The 19,502-nt window shown below is 53.1% G+C and carries 19 protein-coding genes and 1 tRNA gene; 9 read left to right on the top strand and 11 right to left on the bottom strand.

The genetic code is table 11. The features are described from left to right. Nucleotides 1-114 precede the first annotated feature (114 nt). Nucleotides 115-381, bottom strand: a complete 267-nt coding sequence (locus ACKXGA_RS09965) for a DUF6061 family protein (protein ID WP_423729407.1) — start codon at nt 379-381, stop codon at nt 115-117. Nucleotides 382-874: 493 nt separating this feature from the next. Here ACKXGA_RS09965 and ACKXGA_RS09960 point away from each other — a divergent pair, with 493 nt between their 5' ends. Then, on the top strand, nt 875-1,123 hold the full coding sequence (locus ACKXGA_RS09960; RefSeq protein ID WP_117529916.1) for a DUF6061 family protein: 249 nt from the start codon (nt 875-877) through the stop codon (nt 1,121-1,123). A 389-nt stretch (nt 1,124-1,512) separates the two neighbouring features. Here the strand turns inward: ACKXGA_RS09960 and ACKXGA_RS09955 are convergent, their stop codons facing one another. The 5 genes from ACKXGA_RS09955 to ACKXGA_RS09935 form a co-directional block, all read right to left on the bottom strand. Then, entirely contained in the window at nt 1,513-2,343 is an 831-nt protein-coding gene (locus ACKXGA_RS09955; RefSeq protein WP_015537123.1) for an HNH endonuclease, read from the bottom strand. Nucleotides 2,344-2,404: 61 nt separating this feature from the next. After that, complete coding sequence (locus ACKXGA_RS09950; RefSeq protein ID WP_117529917.1) at nt 2,405-3,385, bottom strand: Shedu immune nuclease family protein; 981 nt, start codon at nt 3,383-3,385, stop codon at nt 2,405-2,407. After that, on the bottom strand, nt 3,378-3,845 hold the full coding sequence (locus tag ACKXGA_RS09945) for a very short patch repair endonuclease (protein ID WP_015537121.1): 468 nt from the start codon (nt 3,843-3,845) through the stop codon (nt 3,378-3,380). The genes ACKXGA_RS09950 and ACKXGA_RS09945 overlap by 8 nt, the downstream gene beginning before the upstream one ends. Then, nucleotides 3,845-4,669, bottom strand: coding sequence for a hypothetical protein (locus ACKXGA_RS09940; protein WP_097782803.1), 825 nt, complete (start codon nt 4,667-4,669; stop codon nt 3,845-3,847). Before ACKXGA_RS09940 ends, ACKXGA_RS09945 begins: the two co-directional genes overlap by 1 nt. 3 nt (nt 4,670-4,672) lie before the next feature. After that, complete coding sequence (locus ACKXGA_RS09935; protein ID WP_117529919.1) at nt 4,673-6,025, bottom strand: Sau3AI family type II restriction endonuclease; 1,353 nt, start codon at nt 6,023-6,025, stop codon at nt 4,673-4,675. 147 nt (nt 6,026-6,172) lie between these two features. Between ACKXGA_RS09935 and dcm (ACKXGA_RS09930) the strand changes: the two genes are divergently transcribed. Both dcm (ACKXGA_RS09930) and dcm (ACKXGA_RS09925) read left to right on the top strand, forming a co-directional pair. After that, on the top strand, nt 6,173-7,411 hold the full coding sequence (gene dcm / locus ACKXGA_RS09930; protein WP_117529920.1) for a DNA (cytosine-5-)-methyltransferase: 1,239 nt from the start codon (nt 6,173-6,175) through the stop codon (nt 7,409-7,411). 70 nt (nt 7,412-7,481) lie between these two features. Further along, on the top strand, nt 7,482-8,720 hold the full coding sequence (gene dcm / locus ACKXGA_RS09925; protein ID WP_117529921.1) for a DNA (cytosine-5-)-methyltransferase: 1,239 nt from the start codon (nt 7,482-7,484) through the stop codon (nt 8,718-8,720). 277 nt (nt 8,721-8,997) lie between these two features. Here dcm (ACKXGA_RS09925) and ACKXGA_RS09920 read toward each other — a convergent pair whose 3' ends face one another. Next, the gene (locus tag ACKXGA_RS09920) at nt 8,998-9,813 is read right to left on the bottom strand and encodes a helix-turn-helix domain-containing protein (protein ID WP_117529922.1); all 816 of its coding nucleotides are present in this window, start codon (nt 9,811-9,813) and stop codon (nt 8,998-9,000) included. 451 nt (nt 9,814-10,264) lie between these two features. Here ACKXGA_RS09920 and ACKXGA_RS09915 point away from each other — a divergent pair, with 451 nt between their 5' ends. From ACKXGA_RS09915 to ACKXGA_RS09895, 5 genes are all read left to right on the top strand, one after another. After that, entirely contained in the window at nt 10,265-10,867 is a 603-nt protein-coding gene (locus ACKXGA_RS09915; RefSeq protein WP_243140605.1) for a CHC2 zinc finger domain-containing protein, read from the top strand. Nucleotides 10,868-10,940: 73 nt separating this feature from the next. After that, nucleotides 10,941-12,257 carry a DNA primase family protein gene (locus tag ACKXGA_RS09910; RefSeq protein ID WP_423729406.1) on the top strand — a complete coding sequence of 439 codons (1,317 nt, stop codon included), beginning with the start codon at nt 10,941-10,943 and terminating at the stop codon, nt 12,255-12,257. Nucleotides 12,258-12,447: 190 nt separating this feature from the next. Continuing rightward, complete coding sequence (gene mobV, locus ACKXGA_RS09905; protein WP_423729405.1) at nt 12,448-13,422, top strand: MobV family relaxase; 975 nt, start codon at nt 12,448-12,450, stop codon at nt 13,420-13,422. 24 nt (nt 13,423-13,446) lie between these two features. Beyond that, the gene (locus tag ACKXGA_RS09900) at nt 13,447-13,740 is read left to right on the top strand and encodes a helix-turn-helix domain-containing protein (protein ID WP_097777000.1); all 294 of its coding nucleotides are present in this window, start codon (nt 13,447-13,449) and stop codon (nt 13,738-13,740) included. A gap of 15 nt (nt 13,741-13,755) precedes the next feature. Then, the gene (locus ACKXGA_RS09895; RefSeq protein WP_117529925.1) at nt 13,756-15,144 is read left to right on the top strand and encodes a site-specific integrase; all 1,389 of its coding nucleotides are present in this window, start codon (nt 13,756-13,758) and stop codon (nt 15,142-15,144) included. A 150-nt stretch (nt 15,145-15,294) separates the two neighbouring features. On the opposite strand, the gene ACKXGA_RS09890 is transcribed toward ACKXGA_RS09895, so the two are convergent. From ACKXGA_RS09890 to sdaAB, 3 genes are all read right to left on the bottom strand, one after another. Further along, a tRNA-Arg gene (locus tag ACKXGA_RS09890) sits at nt 15,295-15,371 on the bottom strand. A 142-nt stretch (nt 15,372-15,513) separates the two neighbouring features. After that, nucleotides 15,514-16,389, bottom strand: a complete 876-nt coding sequence (sdaAA, locus tag ACKXGA_RS09885) for an L-serine ammonia-lyase, iron-sulfur-dependent, subunit alpha (RefSeq protein WP_117505992.1) — start codon at nt 16,387-16,389, stop codon at nt 15,514-15,516. 2 nt (nt 16,390-16,391) lie between these two features. Continuing rightward, nucleotides 16,392-17,075 (bottom strand): L-serine ammonia-lyase, iron-sulfur-dependent subunit beta, encoded by a 684-nt coding sequence (sdaAB, locus tag ACKXGA_RS09880; protein ID WP_154277636.1) that lies wholly within the window; start codon nt 17,073-17,075, stop codon nt 16,392-16,394. A 155-nt stretch (nt 17,076-17,230) separates the two neighbouring features. Here sdaAB and tig point away from each other — a divergent pair, with 155 nt between their 5' ends. Then, on the top strand, nt 17,231-18,526 hold the full coding sequence (gene tig / locus ACKXGA_RS09875; protein ID WP_156068539.1) for a trigger factor: 1,296 nt from the start codon (nt 17,231-17,233) through the stop codon (nt 18,524-18,526). Between the two features lie 195 nt (nt 18,527-18,721). Here tig and ACKXGA_RS09870 read toward each other — a convergent pair whose 3' ends face one another. Continuing rightward, complete coding sequence (locus ACKXGA_RS09870; protein ID WP_186851113.1) at nt 18,722-19,501, bottom strand: sulfite exporter TauE/SafE family protein; 780 nt, start codon at nt 19,499-19,501, stop codon at nt 18,722-18,724. Between the last annotated feature and the right edge of the window lies 1 nt (nt 19,502).

Genomic DNA, 19,502 nt, shown 5'->3' with positions numbered 1-19,502 from the left:
TACGGTCGTGCTTGAAATTTCAAATTCAATCATGAGTCGATAATAGCAAACAAGCCCACAGGATAGACCGCATATAAAATACGGCAGAACTGTGGGCTTGTTCCTTATATCGAGTTAATCTCTAAACGATAAATCCTCTGATCCATGACCTCCGGCCACATTCTTCAAATATTCCTCCGGGTTACCATTCAGAATCAAATCCGCGTAGCTCAGCGGATCATTGTAGATGAGGTAATCCAACTCCGACCGCTGCGCCATAGTGACATCCAGCGTATCCTCGACCCCGGTACAGTTGATAGAGATCATTCTCCCATCCCGGAGCAGCAGCTCCACACAGCCGGTGTCCATGTTGAATTTGCAGATTCTTTCATCGTACTTCATGTTTGTGTCCTTTCTGCCTTACGGCACCTTTACAGTTGTGACCTTTGTGATATGGTCTTTTTTCTGATAAGGTTTTGGACACACAGTCGTCGGGAAGGAGCCGGAATTGTCATTTCCAAAGAAAACAAAAAATCCGAACCCTTCTCCTATCGAGAAAAGGTTCGGATTTTCATTGTTTGGTGCGATGGAAGGGACTCGAACCCCCGGCCTACTGATTCGTAGCGCACACCGGGCGATTCCCTCAATTTTTGGAAGTTACGTTTTAACGTCATTTCTATGCGATACATCGCAGGTTTTGAACTTCGAGTTTCTGCACCCTTTGTCCGATTTTGCAACGATTTGCACCCTTTGCACGTTTTGAAACCGTGCAAAAACCGTGCAGAAACCGTGCACTTACTCTCAGACAAATGAAAAATCGACTTATCCGACAACGGCTTGACGGCATTGGTTCGAGTGACCGCACACCAAAAATCAAGTCTTGGAGGATACGACTATGACGAAACTGTTTTCCTGCCGCTACAACATGGACACCAATCGGGTGGAAGCCCGGTTCGCAGATGGCTCTGCTGTTGCCATCGACTGCATCGCCGTGGAGGACGAATACGGCAACTCCCCGGCACAGCGGGCAGAGCTGGACAGGCTGCTCTACAATAAGCCCTTGGAGTATGCACAGATGGTGCTGAAAGGGGAGATGGAGTGTTATCTTTCTCTCGGCTGCGACCACGGCAGGCTGGAAGATTGAGCCTTAGAAAACGCGCGGCAAAACCGCTAATCGCGCGGCGCGCGTTTTTATCGCTGACTTTTATTCAGGCAACATTGCACGCGTGCATTCCAGCGTGCGATTCCACTTTTCCGAAATTCAATCGTATTACAGTTTATTTTTGCAAATTCTCACTTTCACGTCGCACCTTCCCACGCATGAAAAATGCACGCCCGTGCGATTTTGGTTCGCAGTTTATTCGCGGTCAGCTGGATTTATTCGCGCTTTGTTCGCGCGATTACGCGTTTTCAGCGTAAATTCAGCGTAAACCATGCCAAGTCAGCGTATTTTCAGCGTAAATCCCGAAATGTCAGCGTAAAAGTCAGCGCAAATCCAAGAGTGTCAGCATATAAGAATTAAGTTCTATGCTTTCATCCTTCAAAATCATACCAGTCTTTGTATATCTGCCTTGTATACGAGCCATCAGACTTTTTTATGTTACAGCTACTACAAAGAAGCTGAATATTACATAAATCATTCAATCCACCGGCACAAAGCGAAACCATATGGTCAAAGTGTACAGATTCTTCATCTTCACAATCCCATCCGCCTGATAAATCTTTTCCGCAGCATACGCACCTATTTCGGTCTCTATATCTTACCGCATTTTTCACCCATTTAGGTATATAGCACCGTTTTCTAGTCGTTGGATTTGCGTTTGCCATATACGAATTAAATCTATACAGAAACATCCGATTCTGAAAAAGAATATAGAAAAGTTCCCTTGATAAATGTTCTATCGCATCGTCTAATTCGTCATCATACATTGTAAAATCGTCGTATGCGTCTACAAAAGATTCAACTTCATGTGTTATCAAATATGAAAAGAATGGTTCATGTGGTATCCTATATATCTTAAAGATATTATCTACTTCCAAATTATAGTCCTTGCTCCCACTGTCATTAAACGCTCTTTTTAGCCGTTCCTCTTTATTTGCAATTTCAAGTTCATCATATCTTTCCTGTATTTTTTCCAATTGCTCATGTTCATCTTTAAATAGCAGTCTGCGTATTACGAAATCACAAAAGCCATGAAGTGAAGTCCACTTGGAAAAATCTTCGTTGTTCTCTTCATAAAATGGCTCGGTATATTGAGCACCAGTACTAATCCAATCTATCGAAGAAGTAAAGCAATAGAGCAGATTGTCTATAATATTGCAGTAATAATAGACATCATGGTATGTCATCTCAATGTTTCGCATATATATTTTCCTCTATTTGCATATCTCATTTCCTTGCGCCTAAAGGTCTTTTGCTTGCAGTTTATTCTTGCATCCAATCATCGCCTACACTTTCTATTGCCTCCGCTCCCAGCACATTTTGCGCCCGCTCTGAAATGTGGTCATACGTCAAAATCGACACTTGATTATACGCCGCATTCAGAATTCTATACGCTTCTCGTTGCTCATCATTCCAGTCATACGACCGTCCAAAAATCAAAATACAACGTGGTTTGATTACTCTACTTCCTATACGTCTCGTAAATTTCGTGCTGTTCGCTTCTAATTCAATCGCATAAATATAATTGAGACATTGCGTTATAGCTTTAGTCAAATCGGCCGATGGAACATAATTGCCATGATCTTTTGTACTCGCCCAAAACGGCAACCCATTTGGTTTCTTTATCTCTACTAAATCAACAAAGCCATCATATGACTTCATAATGTAATCCGCAATATTCTCTGTATCAATCACGCGCTCATCAATGATTTGTGCAAAATCAGATCCTAGGACCCACTTATTCCTTGTAAACCACTCTTGCCAGTATCTTTCCGGCTGTTCTTCCTGAAGTTTTTCCCGAAGTTCAATAAGTGCGTCGCGCTTTTTTATAACACTGGCCGCAAGAAAAACATTATCCGACAAAATCCCATTTTCAATCAGCATACGCGCGGTATCACTTTGACCTTCTATTAGCCGCTTAAAATTCTCGACCAAGGTTGCGCTTTCCTCTGAAACATTTATATATTCTCCCTGCCCTAGCATCAGTGGTTTATAATTCTCAGAAATATAACGAATCAACGCATCAAGTTCTTCATTATTCAGCGTCAATTCGCTTTTAGGCTTTTTACTTTCTAGGCCGTAAGGAATATTATACCGTCCGATTTTCAATGAAATATCCTGCACATCAGTATGGTCATGTGGAATCCGCATAAGCAATGCCTGTGAATATACTCTTTTCTTTATCTGCAATGTACACGAATCCGCATAATCGACTCCCTTCGCCGATGTTTTTATTTCACTCATGATACTCCTCCTTTACTTCATCCATCCTCTCCTCAATCCTTTGTTCTACCAACTCCTGAATCGCATTAATGCACCCATCCGTATCTTTCAACACTTCTTTCTCCCAGAAGTGGATAACATACCAGTCTTGCGCTCGCAAAGCCTTATCATCCCGAATATCTCGTGAGATATTCTCCTCGATTTTGGCTATCCAGTACTCCCGGTTACGTTTCAGCCTCGGCTTGCGTTCTTCCCAGTTCTGCCCATGCCAAAACTCACCATCCACGAAGATAGCGATATTATATCTCAGGACGGCAATGTCGGGAGAGCCGGGGAGACGCTTATCGTTTAGCCTATACCGAAACCCCAGATGCCACAGACGCTTCGCCAAAAGCACTTCCGCCTTGCCTTGCTTCAGGTGGACACGAGACATCCGCTTGGATGTTTCCGGGGTCGTGTCATATGATTTCGGATGTTTCATTATTCTTGTATCACCAAATCACCGCATACTTCATTAAATTTATTTTGAGCCAGTGGTGCTACACCTCCGTGTTGAAACTTATTGATCAGTTCTGAAATTCCCATATGTCCCTGCATATGCGCTATAACCGTCAAATGCGAAAGACAATTATTGATTCTTCCGGACTTAAAATCCCACTGCTGTCCTTTCAAATATGAATATTTGCAATCCTCATTTTGGGCAAGCAAATCATTATAATACAAAAATCCTTCTAGTGAAACACCTCCCAACAATCCAAAACTATCACCAAGGGTTTCTACAACATCCGGGTCAAGAATAAGTGAATTCCAACAAAAGCGTGTCATGCTCGATTCGATTACTTCGCCTGTTATAACATTTATGGTTTCGCTCAAATATTCTGTATCGTTATGTTGATATCCAATCATATATGCTATTCTTAAAAAAAGAACAGCTAATACATCGAGATTTGCTTGATGCCCTTGTCCGATTCTGTCGATGATATCCCAAATCCGACCAAAATTCATATCTGGCACAATCTCACCGTCAGACTTTTGTATAATCGGACGTGCGTCTAACATAAAATTACGTTGCCCATTTCTTTTACTCTCAATTCCGGGATATTGCATATATACTTTTTCATGAGAATGCGTTTCATATAATAGTATTCGCCTTTCAATATTCCCGTTTTCGAGTCCTTCTCTTGAAAGATTATTGAAGTTCTCAATATTTTCTAATTTTATCTGTTTTGTTGTATTTTGTGGTGCTCTTTTAGAAATGGTAGTACGTACTCTTTCTCGAATATCTTGGTTTAAAATCGGCGGCATATTTTATTCCTTTCCAATTTGTTTTGCTACATACGAATTGTTCAGCCAGAAGCACTGCTTCGTCATAGAACCACCCGTAGGCAGGGGAGCAGTATCCGTACTATCCCGCCCATGGGGGCGAACGTGAGCCACACGGCTTTCTGATGCCTTGGGCAAGTTATTGCGATTCCGCCCACTGGCATCCTTCCAGATGTGAACGCCCTCCCGCAAGGTATCGACCGTACGCTGCCATACACGATGTACCTCTTCCAGATCCTCTGCCGGGATATTCCAGAATTTCACCCTCTGGAAGTAGCACTCGCCGTCCTTCGACTTTTGGAAGATGATGAACAGGAATTTGGTCGGTGCAAGAAGGTCATAGAGCGCAGACTCTTCCCATGTTTCGTTCATCATTGCACAGAAGTTCATCACAGGGAAGGACATACTCTCTTTTATACTGCCATTCGGTTCAATGGCGATGGTCTTGAGTTGGATGCCTGCCTTTTGGAATTCCTCTGTGTTCGACAGATGCCCTTTCACGCCAAGCATCGCTGCCACTAAAAGCTCGTTGAGGTTCTTGGCATTCGTTTCTACGCCCAGCCGTGCCTTAAGTTCCGTCCTGCTCATCCCCACATAAGGCCGGACTTTTGCGCTGAACCAGTCCTCAAAGCTGGTCGTTCTTAACGCTGCCGGGTCTTTGATGATTTTCTCGCAGGGTTCGTCCCCGAAGATGTACCGCCGTAGGATCTGCGTCATGTAGCTGGACTTCAGCGAGTACGCCCGCTTCATAGCCGGGATAGGGCTGAATGGCTGCGACCGGGTATCCTGCGAGTTGCGGCCTTTCGGACACGCTGCCAGATACATGGTATCACCCTCACTGATCAGGTGTGCCTGTCCTGCCTTGATCTTGTCCATCAGGATCTTCCAGTCATTGCGGATGACCTCCAGATCCTCGTCCGGGAACTGGAACAGCACTGCCTTGTCGATTGTAAAGTCGACCTTGGGCACCCCATCCCGGTGCTCATAGGACATCAGCAGCATACAAGCACACTTCACCCAGAATGCACTGGTCTCGAAGGTCTTGTAGTATTCCTCATCATAGTTCAGCATATCGCAGACCAACCGCTCCTTGGCCTGAATGCCACGAGGGGTCTGCCGATAGGGCGTCACCTTCAATTCAACGCCCGCTTCCTCAAAATCGGGAGCCGGGTTGCTGTTGGGCTTATATCCAAACCAGCTTTCCTCCACAACGGTACCGATGGCACCCTTGCCTGTTGCGATGCGCCCAGTTTTGTCGATCTCGCCCAACGTTTTGCCGACTGCTTCCTGTCCACGGGCGAGGACTTCCGCCTTCGTTTTGTACTTCCGCTGCTCCATGACTTACCCTCCAATTTTAGGGGTTGATCCCTCGGTAGGTTTTTGCTATAATAATGGTGAGAAAACGGTCAAAATCACAAAAAGTGGTTGATCTTTTTCTCAAAAAAGTGTATACTTAGATTTAAGTATATCACAGAATGGGGTGTTATGAAAGTGTCAGCAAATAGCGATATTCGTGTTGTGGAGCTATTTGCCGGCGTCGGCGGTTTCCGCGTTGGATTAGAGCGTTGTTCCGAAAGATTTAAGACGATTTGGGCAAACCAATGGGAACCCGGCCAAGCTGGTCAATGGGCTTATAAGTGCTACGACAAAAATTTTGGCGAGGATTCCCACTGTGTGAATGCAGATATCGCCACCGTAATCGATCAAGTGCCGCCGCACGACCTTCTGGTGGGTGGCTTTCCCTGTCAGGACTACTCTGTTGCCAGCACCGGTGCTAAGGGCATCGAGGGCAAGAAGGGCGTCCTCTGGTGGTCCATCTATCAGATCATTCAGAAGAACCATCCCAACTACGTTCTGCTGGAGAATGTAGACCGCCTGCTTAAATCACCCGCATCCCAGCGTGGCCGTGATTTCGGCATCATCCTGAAGTGCCTGCAGGAAGAAGGCTATGGCATCGAATGGCGTGTGATCAATGCCGCAGACTATGGCTGCGTCCAGCGCAGACGGCGTACCTTCATCTTTGCATTCAAGAACACCACCAAGCAGTATGAGCGTATGACCTCGTGTTTCTCTGCGGACACAAAGGACGGTCGTGTCTGGCTGATGCAGGAGGGCTTCTTTGCCCATGCATTCCCGGTGCATTCTGAGGTCGCAGACCCTAAGAAAGTGACCACCGTCGATTTCAATAAATATACCGACACCGTTGACGTAACGAACCGTTTCAGAGCCGCTTTCTACAACAGCGGTGTGCTGTGCAACGGTAAAATCTTCTCTCTGGAAGCCGTCCCGAACGGTAAGGAACCGATGCTGCTCGGCGATATCATTGTCAACGGCGATATCGACAAAAGCTTCTTCATCGAGGATGAGGATCTGGAAAAGTGGAAGTACATGAAGGGTGCCAAGACCATCGAGCGCACTTCCAAGACCGGCTACTCCTACACCTTTTCCGAAGGTCCCATTGCGTTCCCAGACCCTCTCGACCGTCCCGGTCGTACGATGCTCACCAGTGAGGGCACCAAGAACCGCAGCTCCCATGCGATTACCGACCCTAAAACAGGGAAGTTGCGTATCCTGCTGCCGGAGGAGTGCGAACGCATGAACGGTTTCCCGACGGGCTGGACCGACACTGGGATGCCGAAGCGTCAGCGTTACTTCATCATGGGTAACGCCCTTGTCGTTCCGCTCATCACTCAGATGGGCAAGCAATTACTGGACATCTTATAACGAAAAACCAAGGCTGCACAGTCGGCCTTGGTTTTTATGCTTTTTCGCCACAATCAAGAGGTGCCCTATCATGGAGCAGATCCGTGTTGTTGAGCTTTTCGCCGGGGTCGGCGGCTTTCGCCTTGGGCTGGAGCAGGCTTCCTCCTGCTTTCAAACTGTCTGGGCGAATCAGTGGGAACCATCCATGCGTTCCCAATTTGCTTTCGAGTGCTACGAACGGCATTTCGGGCATCGCCCAGAACACGTTTGTCAGAACATCGTGACCGCCAAAGAAAACATCCCTCCACACGACCTTTTGGTCGGTGGCTTTCCCTGTCAGGATTACTCCATCGCCAAAAAGGGCGCACGAGGGATAGAAGGGAAGAAGGGCGTTCTTTGGTGGGAGATCAACGCTATCCTACGGGCACACAAGCCTCGCTATGTCCTTTTGGAAAACGTAGACCGGCTCATCAAATCTCCGGCATGGCAAAAAGGGCGTGATTTTTCCATCATCCTGCGGTGCTTCTATGAAGCAGGCTATGCCGTTGAATGGCGGGTGATAAATGCCGCCGACTATGGCGAAGCACAGCGCAGGCGGCGCACCTTTCTCTTTGCCTTCCGAAACGATACCGCCCTGTTCCGAAAAGCGGCGGAGCTCATCTGTGTGGAGGGTCTGAAGGGTGCCCATCAGTTGCTCCTGCAGGACGGCTTCTTTGCCCCCATCTTTCCCTTGTATGGCTTTGAACGGAAATACAGCGAGGGATGGCTCGATGAGTTTCGCTACCTCGATCTGAAGGATCTGTCTGCCGCACAATCCTGCCACTTCTATGCCTCCGGGCTTATGGTCAACGGCCGCTTCTATTCCGTCGAGAGTATCCCTCTTCAATTCCCATATAAGCCGCTCTGCTCCGTGCTGGAGACCGCCCCACTTGCAGAGCGATATTTCCTTTCTGCTGCCGACATCGATCACTGGCGGTATCTCAAGGGCGCAAAGCAGGAGACCCGCCACCGCAGGAACGGTTCTACTTATTTCTTTTCGGAAGGCTCTATGGCATTCCCCGATCGTTCCGACCTTCCTGCCCGCACGATGCTCACCAGCGAAGGCTCCGTTTCCCGCAGCACCCATGTAGTCGCAGACCCACAGACCCAACGTCTGCGTACGCTAACGCCCATCGAATGCGAACGGCTCAACGGCTTCCCGGATGATTGGACAGCCGGGATGCCGGAACGACTGCGCTATTTCACCATGGGAAATGCGCTTGTCGTTCCTCTGGTCAAGGCCATGGGCAAGCGGATCAGCGCACTGGCCGAGGACGAGCAGCGCAGTTGATGGGCGTTTCTCTTGGGTTTCCAAAGGGGCCGCAGCACCCCTTTGGCACACGACTTTGCCTGCAAAGTCTAGTGTGTTACACCTTGGTTCCGGCTGACACGGAAAAGGGGCTGCGAGCGGCTCCGGCAAGCACCTGTTCTGCGGCAGAAGGATGCGTGGATGGGCGTTGCTATTGACGGTCTCCGCCCGCCCAGCGCAGGCTTGCAGAGGAACCAATGGTGTACGTTCTCCCGTCCTGCCGCAGCAGCGTTTCTCCTATAAGGCGCAGGGCAAATGATCAACGTCTGTGCTTGCCCCGGTTGCCTGCAAGTGTCCCCGGTTTCAGCATTGCCGTTTTATAAAGAATCTTCTTTATCAACTTTCTTTCATCCTCTGTCAGCTTATCGTAGTTGATGCCGATTGCCTTCAATGCTGTTCGGATCTTCTTTTCATCCGCAGACCCTTCAAGTTTCTGTGCATCCTCCAGTTCCTTCATCAAGTTATCGACCATTGCACCATCCGAAGTGGTCTTGTCCTTGCGGTGTTCCGTCTTGATGTTCTTCAGGATAGCCACCAACTCGTCATACAAGACCCGACCAAAGTACTCATCTTCATCGATCTGCCCCAGCTTCAAGGTGCTCATGTATAGATCGTTTTCATCTGCTGCATACTTCTTTTTCAGCATTTGCCGGGTCGCTTCCAGACCAGCATTGAGGTTTTGAATGTTTGCGCTGACATATCCATCCACATAGATTTCCAGATCGGTCATGAACCGCCGGAAATTCTCATGCACGATCAGTTCACACAGCAGCCGATGATTGAATTTTCCATTCCTTAATATGTCCACTGCGCCGTCGCTCAGATGCAAGTCCGAAAGGACTGCATCTGGGCGTTTTTTGTTTTCCGTCACACCCAGCAGATAGTCCGTGGTCACACCATAGAACTCAGCCAGCGTTGTCACCGCATAAATGCTGAGGTCGGTCACATCGTCGCTCTCGTATTTCGACAGTGCCGATTTGGACAGACCCGTCTGTTCTGCCAGCGTTTCCAGCTTCAGATTCCGCTCCACACGCAGGTCTTTGAGCCGTTCTCCCAGTGTCAGCTTGATGTTCATGGTCGCACCTCCGATGTTTTTTGCACAGTATACCACTTCCAGCGGTTCCTGTCCATAAGCGTGGAATTTTGCAGTTTCTGCACCTGTTTTCCGACATTATGGATATACGGCACAGCGGCCATTGCGGTGCTATCCTATAGACAGAAAGAAAACATATTAACTCCCCAGCAGCGAACATATTAAGGGCTTCCCGCGAAAGCCCTCTGAAATATCTTTCATAACTGGACCTTGAGAACAGAATGACCGTCCGAACTGCCCAGACCGCCAAGACCTCCCATCGGGGGAGCGAGCGCCCTGCATAGGGCCGACACAGAGTCCAAAAAGATTTCCTGTCGGGAGGCAGCAAGGGAGACCGGCTTCACCGAAGTTCCCATTTGGGGAACACCGGTGACCTTGAACGTGGCAGGGATCAAAATGGTCCGTGCCAAAACCTTTGACCAAAGGAGAAATTTTGAGTTTATATCAAAAGATCAAGTCCGCCATCACCGTTCGGCAGGTGGGAGAGATGTACGGCATGGAGCCCGACCGCCATGGCATGGTGTGCTGTCCGTTCCATTCCGACAATCACCCCAGTATGAAGCTGAACGACAACTATTATTATTGCTTTGGCTGCGGAGCCAACGGAGATGCCATCGACCTCACCGACAAGCTGTTCGACCTAAACCCCCGGCAAGCCGCCGAGAAGCTGATACACGACTTCGGGCTTGACCCGGACAAGCCGCCCGCCAATGCCATCGCCCTGCTACCGCCCAAGCGTGGCCTGACAGACGAGCAGTGGGCAGACATCGCCTACTGCCTGCGGGTACTGACCGATTATCTTGACCTGCTGCACGACTGGCGAGAGCGTTACAAGCCCGCCAGCCCGGAAGAACCGCTGGACGAGCGGTTCGTGGAAGCCCTCCACACGACCGAGACCATCGAGCACCTGACGGACTGCGTTGCATTTGGGACGCCCCAACAGAAGGCCGATGCCGCCGCACAGCTGCTGTCCGGGTCGTACCTGCTGATGTTAGAAGAGCGCACCGACCGCCTTGCTCTGGCGAAGTGCGCCTGACAATTTATTCACCTGAAGTGGTGGGTCTCACGGTGAGACCCACCACTTCACTTTTCTAAAGGAGAACCACCACATGAAGAAAAACATTTCCCGCAATCCCTTATGGCCGGACTGGTACAACGGCAAGAAGATCGATGAAGTCCAGTTTGGCCGCGCCTTTCTGGAGCAGTGGCCGCTGAAATGCGTCAACGGAACGCTGTACACGCTGGACGGTCCGGTGGAGGACGAGAGCGAGATCAAGCAGCGCATCTTGGAGAACATCGAGGAATATGTCACCTCCGGCCTGTCCAAAAAGGTCACCAACATTCTGGAGACCATCAAGCTGCTGGCCTTTTCCGACCCGTTTCCCATCGAACAGGACTGCATCCACCTCCAGAACGGCGTGTACCATCTGCCGGACGGCTCTTTTCAGGAGAGTCGCCTGTTCTGTCAGAACCGCCTGCCTGTGAAGTATAACCCCAAAGCCGCCAGTCCTGATCGCTGGCTGACCTTCCTGCATGAACTGCTGGACGATGCCGACATTCCCACCTTGCAGGAGTATCTGGGCTACTGCCTGATTCCCAGCACCAAGGGACAGAAGATGATGCTCATCGTTGGCAAAGGCGGCGAGGGTAAGTCCCGCATCGGGCTGGTGCTGAAACGGCTCATGGGGGATGCTGCCAGCAACGGCAGTGTCCAGAAAGTGGAGACCAACCGCTTTGCCCGCGCCGATTTGGAACGCCGCCTGCTGATGATCGACGACGATATGGACATGAACGCCCTGCCCAAGACGAATTATATCAAGACCATCGTAACTGCCGAAGCCAAGTTGGACTTGGAGCGCAAAGGTGTCCAGAGCTACCAGCGGGACATCTACGCCCGATTCCTCTGCTTCGGCAACGGTGCGCTGACCTCGCTGTATGACCATTCGGACGGCTTCTTTCGCCGTCAGCTCATCCTGACCACCAAGGACAAGCCTGCCGACCGTACGGACGACCCTTTCCTTGTGGAGAAGATGTACGCCGAGTTGGAAGGCATCCTGCTCTGGTGTCTGGAAGGGCTGCACCGGTTGGTGCAGAACAACTTCCGCTTCACGGTCAGCGAACGAGCCGCCGCCAACGTGGACACCATCAAGCGCAGCAGCAACAATGTCATCGACTTCATGGAGTCCGAGGGCTACTTCCGTTTCAAGGCGGACTACTCCATCAGTTCCAAGGAGTTCTACGACATTTACAAGCAGTGGTGTGCGGATAACGCTTGTCACAGCGTATCGGCCATCCGTTTCAGCGCAGAACTGCGCCAGAATGACCGCCGCTACAACCTTGAAGCCACCAACAACATCTACCTGCCCGGTGGCCGCAGGGTGCGGGGTTTTGTAGGCATCGAGCCGCTTGTCCACCCCTGCCCGTAAAAAGTGCATTTTTTCACGGAAGAAGTTCGTACAACCTGTACGGTCTGTACTTGTACGCACCTGTACAGCGAATTGAAACAAATTAAAACGTGTTATCGTTTATATTTTGCTTATCCGTACGCCGTACGAACCGTACAGGTTATTTGAAGTCCGTACAGATTTTTTGTACCCCCAAGAAGGAGCGTGATCTATGAAAGCCCAATACGGCATTTTAAGATTCAAAAAGTACAAGGGGCCTGCCATCAGCCCCATCGAAGCCCACAACGAGCGCACCAAGGAGCAGTACGCCAGCAACCCGGATATCGACACGAACCGGAGCCGCTACAACCTCCATCTGGTGCAGCCGCAGGGCAGGTACCGGGAAGAGGCTGACCGCATGATAGCCGCCGCCCACTGCCGTGTCCGCAAGGACAGCGTGCGGGTGGTGGAGGCGCTTATCACCGCCAGCCCGGAGTTTTTCAAGGACAAGACCAACCGGGAGATCAGGGCGTACTTTGCGTACGCCCTGAAATTTTTGGAGGGCAGACAGCGCCCGGATACCTTTCTCTCTGCCGTTGTCCACATGGACGAGAAAACGCCCCACCTGCACCTCTGCTTCGTGCCCCTGACCCCTGACGGACGGCTGAGCGCCAAGGAGATCATCGGCAACCGCAAGAACCTTGTGAGGTGGCAGGACGAGTTCTGGCAGCACATGGTCAAGCAGTACCCGGAGCTGGAACGGGGTGAAAGCGCCAGCCAGACCGGGCGGGAGCACATCCCGCCCCGCATCTTCAAGGAGATGACCCAGTTGACCAAGCAGAAGGAGCAGTTGGATGCCCTGTTGGTGGGCATTACCCCCTTCAACGGCAAGAGCCGTGCGGCGGAGATCAGCAAGGTGCTGGACAGCTATATCCCCAACGTGGCACGGATGAAGGACCAGCTGCGAAAGTACAACGTAGCCTTCACCAAGACCGCCGTCGAAAATGAAAAGCTGAAAGAGAAAAACAGGACGCTCTCTGCCTCGCTGGACAAAGCGAAGGAAGGGAGCGTCTTGAAGCGTCTGGAGGATGCCAAGCTGCGACAGGACTATGAAGCCGCCCTGAAAACGCTGGACAGCATCCCGCCGGAGGTCATTCGATTCTATGAGAACCGCACGCAGGAATCTGTGGTGCGCCACGATAAGTAAGGAGCAACGCCTATGTGTAATAAAATGTACGAGAATGTGAAATCTTTGGATTATACGAAAAAGTCCTTGCAGTCGGACTCGGATCCGGCTACAATGGAGGTGGTCACTCGAACCAATGCCGTCAAGTCTCCGACCAACAGCCCTGAGACCACAAAGCTGGTGTACACGGTAAAGGAGGTCGCGCAGATGCTGGCCATCAGCCAGCGTGCCGCCTACAACCTGTGCAACAGTACCACCGAGTTCCGTGTCCTGCGGGCAGGCGGAAGCATCCGCATCCCGAAAGACAGCTTCGATGCGTGGCTCTACCGGGCAGCTTGATAAGGAGGCAAATCTATGGCATATATCACGAAACGCGGCAGCTCTTACAGCGTCCGCTACACCTATCAGGACGAGCACGGCAAGAGCTGCGACAAATGGGAGAGCTTTCCCACCAAGGAGGAGGCGGTAAAACGCCAGAAACAGATCGAGCATGAGCTGGCGACCGGTAATTTCCTGATCCCGTCCACGGTGACGGTGGCAGAGTTCCTGATGGACTGGCTGCCCAAGCAGTGCAGCAAGCACAAGTGGGCACCCAAGACTTACCAGTCCAATCTGGCCCTCATCCAGAACCTCATCATCCCTTATATCGGGGAGATGCAGATGCAGAAGCTGCGTCCCTACCACATCGAAGCCCTGTACGACACCCTGAGCAAGACCCCCTGCGGTCAGTATGTGGGCGGCAAGCGGCGAGACCTCTCGCCCAAGCAGCAAAAGCGCACCCTCTCCGGCACTACCCTCCATGAGGTCCACCAACTGCTGCACAATTCCTTTCTGCTGGCGGTGGAGTGGGGCATCCTCATCAAAAGCCCCGTCCCGGTGGAAGCGCCCAAAAAGACCACCCAAGAGCGCAGCATCTGGGAGGTGGACGAGATGCGGGCAGCACTGGACAGCATGGAGGACCCCATCCTCCATCTGGCGGTGCACCTGACGCTGGTGGGCGCGCTGCGAGAAGGGGAGGTGGCAGGTCTGACCCCGGAGGACATCGACTTCGATGCTGCCAACGGCATGGGCACCTTCACCGTCAACCGTTCCATGCAGCGAGTGCAGAAGGACACGCTGGCGCAGGTGGACAAGGGCTGCATCCTCCGCATCTTCCCGGACAAGCTGGAGGGCAGCAAGACCTCCCTCATCCTGAAGGACACCAAGACCGAAGCCTCCTGCCGCACCATCTTTATGACCGCCGCCCTGCGGGAGGAGCTGAAGCAGTGGCTGGAACGGCTGAAAAGGGAAGAAGCCCTCGACCCGGAGCGGTACCGCAACAGCGGGATGCTGCTGCGGCTCCCCAACGGTCTGGCGGTGGAGCCGGTGCTCATCCGCAAGAAGTTCCTCAAATGGCAGGATGCACACCCGGAGTTCCCGCGCATCGTCTTTCATGGGCTGCGTCACTCCAGTGCCACCTATCAGTTGATGATCTCCGGCGGTGACATTAAGGCAGTGCAGGGGACCACAGGACACGCCAGTGCGGATATACTGGTGAACACCTACGCTCATATCCAGCAGTCCTCCCGTGTGGAACTGGGCAAGAAGTTTGAAAGCGGCTTCTATGCCAAGCCCGACACCTCCAGCCCGCAGGCTGTACCCGCCGCAGGCGAACCCACCATCTCCATGACGGCTCTTTTGGAATTGCTCAAGGATGCCGACCCGGAAATGAAGGCAAAGCTCCGCTTGGCCCTGCTCACCTGATGCAAAAAAGGGCACTGATTGCAATGCAATACAGCGCCCTACATCATCGGACATGGATAACACCGACCGTGCAAAAACCGTGCAGAAACCGTGCAGTCATGGCTTACAAAACAAAAAAGCCATGAAATCTTTCGATTTCACGGCATTTTCTGGTGCGATGGAAGGGACTCGAACCCCCGGCCTACTGATTCGTAGTCAGTCACTCTATCCAGCTGAGCTACCAACGCATACGTTCCGGTCGGAACAAGATGTATTTTATCACGCAGGGCGGGGTTTGTCAACAGTTTTTTGCGGATTTTTTGATTTTATTTTCGTTTTTTATTTTTGCGCACAGAAAAGTACGTCTTTTCAACTTTTTCCGTGCAAACCTCAGGCTTCCTCTGCCAGACGCTCGGCGATGCGGACACCGGTCGGCGTTGCGGCAAGGCCGCCCTGGCCGGTCTCCCGCAGATCAGGGGAGAGCAGACTGCCCACGCGGCCCATGGCATCGATGACTTCATCGCAGGGGATGGCGTAATCCACCCCCGCAAGCGCCATATTGGCGCAGGAAACGGCGTTCACGGCACCAACAACATTGCGCTTGATGCAGGGCACCTCCACCAGACCGGCCACAGGGTCGCAGACCAGGCCCAGCAGGTTGCCCAGTGCCATAGCGGCAGCGGCGGCGCACTGCTCCGGGGTACCGCCCTTCAGGTGGCAGAGGGCGGCAGCGGCCATGGCGCTGGCGGCTCCCACCTCAGCCTGACAGCCACCCTCGGCACCGGCCAGAGTGGCCCGGGCGGCGATGACCTGCCCGAAGCCTGCGGCCACATAGAGGGCTTCGCAGATGGCTTCTTCATCGGCCTCGCCTGCACGGGCAAGGGGAAGCAGCACCGCCGGTAGCACACCGCAGCTGCCCGCCGTGGGGGCAGCAACGATCCGTTTCATGCAGGCGTTGCACTCAGCGGTCTTGAGGGCTTCGGCGGTCACCTCAGCAAGGTAATCCCCGCCATAGCTCCTGCCCGCCTGATGGGCCTGTTCCACCTTGGCGGCATCGCCGCCGGACAGGCCGCTGCGGCTGCGCTGGGCAGGGTCATACTCCCGGCTGGTGGCCTCCATCACATGCCACAGGTGATGCATGGCATGGCGGCTGGCCTCTTCGGTCAGGCGGCTCTCGGCCAGATCACTGCGCAGGATGGCCTCGGCAAGGGAGAGGTTCTGGCTGCGGGCAGCGGCCAACATTTCTTCACAGGATAAAAAGGACATGGTCATTCCTCCGCGTCTTCTTCGGGCTCGTCGATGTTCAGGCAGGTCACCTTCAGGATGCCGGGCAGGGTCGCCAGCTTCTGTTCCAGCGGGTGGGGGATGTGGGAATCGCACTCCAGCACCATAACGGCATAGCCGCCGGTCCCTGCGCGGAACACCTGCATCGATGCAACGTTGATCCTGCGCACGGCAAGGCAGGTGGTCACCTCGGCGATGCAGCCGGGGGTGTCCTCATTGTGAATGATCAGGGTGTTGCTGTCGCCGCCGAAATCGGCGGGCACGCCGTCGATCTCGGTCACGCGGATACGCCCGCCGCCCACCGAAGCGGCTTTCATGGAAAGCACCCGCCCTTCCCGGCCCGTCAGGGTGAGAACAGCGGTATTGGGGTGCGCAGAGCGCAATTCCACAGGATGGATCCGAAATGCCATGCCCTGCTCTGCGGCCAGTGCAAAGCTGTCGGGCAGGCGGGGGTCATCGGGTCGCAGGCCAAGCAGGCCGGCGACCAGGGCTTTATCTGTGCCATGTCCCTTTCCGGTGGTGGCAAAACTGCCGTACAGGCCGATATCCGCCTGCGCCGGGATCTCGCCCAAAAGCTTCTGGGCCGTGTAGCCGATCCGGGCGGCACCCGCTGTATGGCTGGAAGAGGGGCCGATCATAACCGGCCCGAGAACGTCAAACAAGCGCATCCGATGCACATCCTTTCGTGCTCCGCCGGGCAAAAATCGCCCGCTTCGCACTTTTTTCTCTCTTTTATTATACCGCTTTTGCCCCACTTGTGCTATAATAACTTTATTAATGTTTGAAATCGCTCCTTTTGGGGCAACACGGAGGTTGGATTCCTATGAAACTGGTAAGCGTGGAAACTCCCGAAAAGAGTGTCTGCAAGATGACCTTCAGCGCAACGGCTGAGGAGCTGGAGACCGCATCCAATGCGGTGTATGAGCGCACCCGCGCCAGCTACACCATCAAGGGCTTTGCCAAGGGCGAGGCCGACCGTGCTCAGATCGAGGCCGACCGCGGCGAGCACACATTCTGGTATGATGCCATCAACGACCTGATGGATCGCGATGTTCCTGCCCTGTACGAGGCCGCCATGGCCGAACACGGCTTCAAGGCAGTGGATGATCCCAGCTACGACCTGGTCAGCGTCAAAAAGGACGAGGGCTTTGTAGCCACCGCCACCACCCCGCTGCAGCCGGAGCTGAACCTGACCCAGACCACCGGCTTCCATGTGGAGTGCGTGACCCCCGCCGTCACCGACAAAGAGATCGATGCCGTGCTGGAGCGCCGCCGCAATGCTGCCGCCGAGCTGGTGCCCCACAAGGGCCCGGCCGTCAAGGGCAACATCGTTCACATCGATTACGAGGGCCTGCTGGACGGCAAGCCCTTCCAGGGCGGTTCCGCACAGAACCAGACCCTGCAGCTGGGCAGCGGCCGGATGATCCCCGGCTTTGAGGACGGCATTCTGGGCCACAAGGGCGGCGAGGAATTCGAGATCAACGTCACCTTCCCGGTACGCTATCACGTCAAGGACCTGGCCGGAAAGCCCGTTGTCTTTAAGATCAAGCTGATCGATGTCTGCGTCCGCCAGCTGCCCGCCCTGAACAGCGATTTTGCCAAGAAGGTGGGCAAGGTGGACACCATGGAAGCGTTCCGGGAGCAGGTGCGCAAGCAGCTGCACGACGGCAAGCACGCCAGCGCCCTGAACCGCGCCAAGGATCAGGTGCTGACCCAGCTGGCCTCTGCCGCTGAGGGCGAGCTCCCCAGCGTTCTGGTGGAGAGCACCTACCAGCAGGAGATGCAGAACATTCAGCAGCAGCTCCAGATGCAGCGCATGAGCCTGGACCGCTACCTGAGCCAGATCCACCAGACCCGCGAGAACTTCACGGCCAACGTTCACGCCGCCGCCGAGAAGAACACCCGCGCCCGGATGGCTCTGCTGCAGGTCGCCCAGAACGAGGGTCTGGTGCCCACCGATGAGGAGATCACCAAGAACCTGCAGGAGCGCGCTGACCGCACCAAGAAAACGCTGGAAGAGGTCAAGGCCAATGCCAACATCCCCGCCATGCAGCGCAGCGAGGCCATCCGCCGTGCCGCCGACTGGGTGATCGAGCACTCCACCATCGAAGAAAAGTAAACTTTTTGCGTACCACTTGACTTTTTTCAAAAATCGCATATACTAAGGTTGCAAGGAATTCATGAGGTTCTAAGCTATCCACGCAAAATGGCCCCCGAAGAGATGTCCGCTCTTCGGGGGCCTTGTGCTTACTCGCCCTTCTCAAATGGCCTGTCTCCAAGGAATTTCGGGAGACAGGCCCTTTTCTTTTGCAGTTTATTTTGTCAGCAGATTGAAGCCCATGACCACGATGCCCAGCACGACCAGAACGATGCCGGTTGCACGGTTCAGGGTCTTGGCATCGGCCTTATTGGCAAAGACAGCAGCGATGCGGGCCCACAGCAGGGTGAACAGGACGCAGAGGATGAACACGGTCCAGTCCGGTGCGCCGCCGATGGCAAAGTGGGAGGCCGCACCGGTCAGGGCGGTGAAAGTCATAATAAACACGCTGGTGCCCACGGCAGTCTTGAGCTCGTAACCCAGCACGCTGGTCAGGATGAGCAGCATCATCATGCCGCCGCCGGCACCAATGAAGCCGCAGATCATCCCGATGACCACGCCGCAGACGATAGACTGGAGGGCACGCTTCTTAGCAGAGACCCCCTGCATGGCTTCTTTGGTGGTCATAACGGGCTTGACGATGAATTTAATGCCCAGCAGGAACGTCATAAACACCGAAAAGCTGCCCATGGTGGTGGAAGGCACCAGGCTTGCCACCCAGCTGCCCACCACGGTGAACAGCAGCACGCTGGCCATCATGATCAGGCCGTTTTTGATATCCAGGTTTTTGTTTTTGTGGTAGGTGTAGGCAGACACCGCACTGGCCAGCACATCCGAGGAAAGGGCAATGCCGACTGCCATATAGGGGTCCATCCCCAGGAAAGTGATGAGCATCGGGCTGATGACCGCGGCAGCGCTCATGCCCGCAAAGCCGGTGCCCAGGCCCGCGCCCATTCCGGCAAAAAAGGTAACGACGATGGTAAACAGCAGATTCATC

The sequence above is a fragment of the Faecalibacterium hominis (ex Afrizal et al. 2022) genome, from assembly GCF_049545105.1.
GTDB lineage: Bacteria > Bacillota > Clostridia > Oscillospirales > Ruminococcaceae > Faecalibacterium > Faecalibacterium duncaniae.
This window is presented reverse-complemented; position numbering and strand designations above follow the sequence as displayed.